This window comes from Candidatus Planktophila sp. (assembly GCF_046070465.1).
In the GTDB taxonomy this organism is placed as follows: domain Bacteria; phylum Actinomycetota; class Actinomycetes; order Nanopelagicales; family Nanopelagicaceae; genus Planktophila.
Genome location: NZ_JBJTMK010000019.1, coordinates 1 through 3943 on the forward strand (window position 1 = coordinate 1; position 3943 = coordinate 3943).

The window sequence follows — 3943 nt, forward strand, 5'->3', positions numbered from 1 at the left end:
CCCGGAACTGGTATCTCCGATGTAACAACGTTATCGAGCGGGCGACGAAAGGCTGCTGTAGAAAGAGAAGTCCCGCCAAGTATCTTGGGGGAGAACCAACCACGTCCGTCGCTCTTTGCAAGCAAGGCAGAGCGCCAGCTATCGATTTTCCTCAAAGATATTTATGGCGCCGATGACAGCGTTAACGGCGCGACCGACGTTGTTGGAGCAGCAGGTGCGCTGAAAGTCAGCTTTCCAAAGTTGGCTCCTGCGATGGATTTGATTTCAGTTCTCCATGGTATCCGTGATGAAGCCACAAGCGATGCAGCATCGGCTCTTGCGAAGAAGTTATGGCAAGAGCGCGATGTTATTTTCAATAATCGATTAGTCCGAAAGTACTTTGCTGGGATTTATCCAGGAGTCCAAATCACTGAAGGCATCTTCTCTGTAGGGTCATATACATCGCAGACCTTGGGCTTTATTGTCTCTGAGATCTTGCAAAAGGAGGAGAAGTATCAAGAGGCGATTGCCGTTCTCAATGAGATGCGCCCGGATCAATTGGTGGGAATTGCACTTGCTGATATTGAGATTACAGCAGGAGATTTTGATGGTGCGATTGAGACGACCGAGGACATCGAGAACGAAGATGATGCAACGGCGATGATGTTGGTCTTGCGCGGAGTCGCATTTCGCGAGAAGGGGCTCGATGATGCTGCGCTGGAATGCTTCAAGCGAGCTATCGCAAAGAAGGCGCGCTCTGAAGGCGTGATTCATCGCGGTTTATTCGAGCGGGCGATGACCTATAAAAAACTTGGCAAGAAGGCTGCCGCTAAGAAAGATTTAGAGAAGATTCTGGTCGATGATCCCAAAGCTACCGGCGTGAACGAGGCCCTTGCCGCGCTTTAAGGACGAGTTCAGTGGCCAGGGGTGTGCTAATGTATCCGTACAGACGATGTACGTACAGGAGCAAAGATGACAACATCTTCAGAGGCAAAGAGTGAACGCCTCAACATTCGCATTCAGCCTGCTCGATTGGCAAAACTAGAGAGAGCGGCAGCCCTGCGGAATCAATCCTTGTCGGAGTTCTTACTTGCAAGTGCTGCAGCTGCGGCAGAAGATGCGATTTTAGATCAGAAGGTATTTGAGATTTCGCAAGCTGATTTTATGAAACTTGAAAAGGTGTTGGCGGCTCCTGCCAAGAAGAACCAAGGGCTTGCGGATTTGTTGGCAAGTAAATCGCCTTGGAGCTAGCTGCACTTTCAGTCGAAGAGATTTCCTCGCTTCATGTATGCGACGAATTCTCATGTGGCAATAATCTTCTGGATAGATGGTTGGAAAAATACGCCCTTCTAGCAAATAAAACTCAGAGTGCGAAGGTCTATGTATTGACAAATAAATCCAAAAAAGTTTTTGGATATTACGCGCTTTCAATGGGCAGCGTAGATTACAAAAAGGGCACATCTCGGGTACAGAAGGGGCTTGGGCGCCACCCAATTCCAGTAGTTCTCATTTCACGGCTAGCAGTTGATGGCTCTTTGCAAGGACGCGGGATTGGTGCACATCTCTTACGTGAAGCCGTGCTGAAATCGCTGCTGGCTGCTGAAAAAGTGGGGGCCGTTGCAATAGTTGTTCACCCGATAGATGGTCTGGCGCGGCGTTTCTATGGCAGATACGGTTTTGAGCAATCACCAATTGATGCCGATGTGATGATGGTGCGGATTAAAGATATTAAGCAAGAACTGAAGATTTAATAATTCGCCGGAGTTCGTCGCCCGGGCTATTTTGTTCTTCGTGCAATCATTAGCTATGGATAATCGCAAGCTTGGTCGATTGATGGGTTACATCTTGCTTGGTGCAGGTATCGGGCACTTTATCTTTCCGGCACCGCTTGATTCGATTGTGCCGGCGGCACTGCCAGGTGATCCCCGTATCTACACCTACCTCAGCGGCTTAGCGGAAATTGCAATTGGCTTAGCACTTCTCACTCCGATGTCGAAGAAAGTTTTAGGTAGGCCGGTAAAGCTCTGGGGTGCATATAGCGCCTTTGCTCTCTTCATTGCGGTTTATCCAGCGAATATCAATATGGCGATTCAATGGAGCGATCGAGCTATGCCAGAACCGCTGATTGCTTACGCGCGGCTGCCATTTCAGTTCTACTTTCTCTATGCAGCATGGCAGTTAATCAAAGCTATTAAGCACCGAATGGCTCTCTGAAGCCAATAGGGGTTTCACTCATGGAGATATCAAGTGGGGTCGTGCGATTATTGGATATGCGAAAAGTTATTGGCTATCTGGCTGTCATTGTTCTTTCTCTCTCGTTAACCACCCCAGTACAGGCAGCTTCAATTGCGGGAAGCAAATGTGCCAAGAAGGATCAAACCAAAGTCGTAGGTGGAGTGAAGTATCTCTGTCTTGCCAATGGGAAGAAGTTGGCATGGAGCAAAGCGCCATCAGGTAATAACTCAGGAAAGCCAGCTGCAACAAATCAATCGCAAAGTAGCGCGTTGGTCAATAATGATCAGATATTTAATTTGCCAGTTGATGCAAAGGCGCCGCTTAATTTAGATTTGAAAGGGCAAGGCCAAGGTGACGGGCTGACCTTTGTCCCATATGGGCTGCCGCCAGGAAAATCTCGTGCGCCAGGGGCGGTGGTGTATAGCGGCAACCTGCAGCCAGTTTTCTATGCAGCGATCGGAACAGCGGTATTGGCTCCAGTCAGTGGCAAGGTTTATAAGGTGACCAAGCTCTACTCAGGTGATTACAACATCTCATTCTGGGAGAGCGGCTTGAAATATATCTGGGAGGTCGAACACGTTATTAACGTCAAGGTTAGCGATGGCGAGAAAGTTGTAGCAGGTCAAGCAATTGCACAGGTCAGTGATTACGATGAAAGGTATACGCCGGGCATTGGCTTTGTTGAACTTGGCGTCTTTACCGCAGTAGATGGCAAGCCATTGCATCTTTGTCCATTCACCAACATCGCCTCCGCCCAACGAGAGCGAATCACCAATGAAATTAAGGCGATGGTCGCTGCCGATACAGCTCGCGGATACACCATTCCGGCGATGGCGGTGATTGGGTGTATCAATACTGATCCGATAGCAGGGTAATTTTTTTCATCAATTTAAGCGGACGTGGTGCACCTTAAGGAGTCGTAATGTCAGAGATTGTTGTCTTAACTGATGGTGAGTGTCGTTTCTGCGAGGCGACGCTGGGGTGGATGCAGAAGAATTTAGTGGTAGATGCGACGCCATTTCAAAGGGCAGATCTCGGCAAGTATGGACTCAGCTATGAAGAGTGCTCCAAGGCCTTGCATGTGGTGCATGCAGGACGGGTCTATGTCGGCGCTGATGCGATTGCCTATCTATTGGGACGGCGCGGAAATTATGTATTGGGCTTTATCGTGCGCGCATCAGGGCCGCTGGGGCGCTTTGGGTATAAGTGGGTTGCCGGCCATCGAAATTCTTGGTTGATTCGCTTTGCCACAAAGGTGATCGAGCGCTCGCTCTAAGCCTCTTCTTGCAACTTAAAGTAGTTGTACGAAATCTTGTACAGGTGTGTTATTGTGGGCGAAATCAAAGGAGCTCACCATGTCTATTCCAGCATCTAACGCACGTGCCAACTTCTTCAAACTCATCGAGCAAGTCAATGATGATCAAGAGGCGGTTCTGATTACCTCCAACGCTGGCAATGCCGTGCTCGTCTCCGAAAGCGAGTGGGAGAACATGTTGGAGACCGTTTATTTATTAGGTCATCCAGAGAGTCGCCGAAACCTTGATGAAGCTCGTGCCCAAATATCTGCTGGCAAGGTAACTCGAATCGAATTCAGCAAAGGCAATGTCTTTGAAGAGATGAAGGTTCTCTCTTCCCGCTCTAAGAAGAAAGTGACCAAGTGAGCAGGGCTCCCAAAACTTACTCATATGCCTTTTCTGAGAAAACTGTTGAGGATTATCAATATTGGGAA

The 3943-nt window shown here is 48.7% G+C and carries 7 protein-coding genes; all 7 read left to right on the forward strand.

Features of this window, described 5'->3' with window-relative positions; all coding sequences use genetic code 11:
• A partial coding sequence (locus ACKOVI_RS00825; RefSeq protein WP_509601881.1) for a tetratricopeptide repeat protein occupies positions 1-885 on the forward strand: 885 nt, incomplete at its 5' end.
• 66 nt (positions 886-951) lie between these two features.
• Positions 952-1230: a type II toxin-antitoxin system TacA family antitoxin gene (locus tag ACKOVI_RS00830; protein ID WP_509601883.1), complete on the forward strand. Its 279-nt coding sequence runs from the start codon at positions 952-954 to the stop codon at positions 1228-1230.
• Between the two features lie 134 nt (positions 1231-1364).
• Positions 1365-1730, forward strand: coding sequence for a GNAT family N-acetyltransferase (locus ACKOVI_RS00835; protein ID WP_509601885.1), 366 nt, complete (start codon positions 1365-1367; stop codon positions 1728-1730).
• A 40-nt stretch (positions 1731-1770) separates the two neighbouring features.
• On the forward strand, positions 1771-2193 hold the full coding sequence (locus ACKOVI_RS00840; RefSeq protein ID WP_509601887.1) for a DoxX family protein: 423 nt from the start codon (positions 1771-1773) through the stop codon (positions 2191-2193).
• 20 nt (positions 2194-2213) lie between these two features.
• Complete coding sequence (locus ACKOVI_RS00845; protein WP_509601889.1) at positions 2214-3089, forward strand: hypothetical protein; 876 nt, start codon at positions 2214-2216, stop codon at positions 3087-3089.
• A 47-nt stretch (positions 3090-3136) separates the two neighbouring features.
• On the forward strand, positions 3137-3490 hold the full coding sequence (locus ACKOVI_RS00850) for a thiol-disulfide oxidoreductase DCC family protein (protein ID WP_509601891.1): 354 nt from the start codon (positions 3137-3139) through the stop codon (positions 3488-3490).
• Between the two features lie 79 nt (positions 3491-3569).
• Positions 3570-3875, forward strand: coding sequence for a type II toxin-antitoxin system Phd/YefM family antitoxin (locus ACKOVI_RS00855; RefSeq protein WP_509601894.1), 306 nt, complete (start codon positions 3570-3572; stop codon positions 3873-3875).
• Positions 3876-3943: the final 68 nt, after the last annotated feature.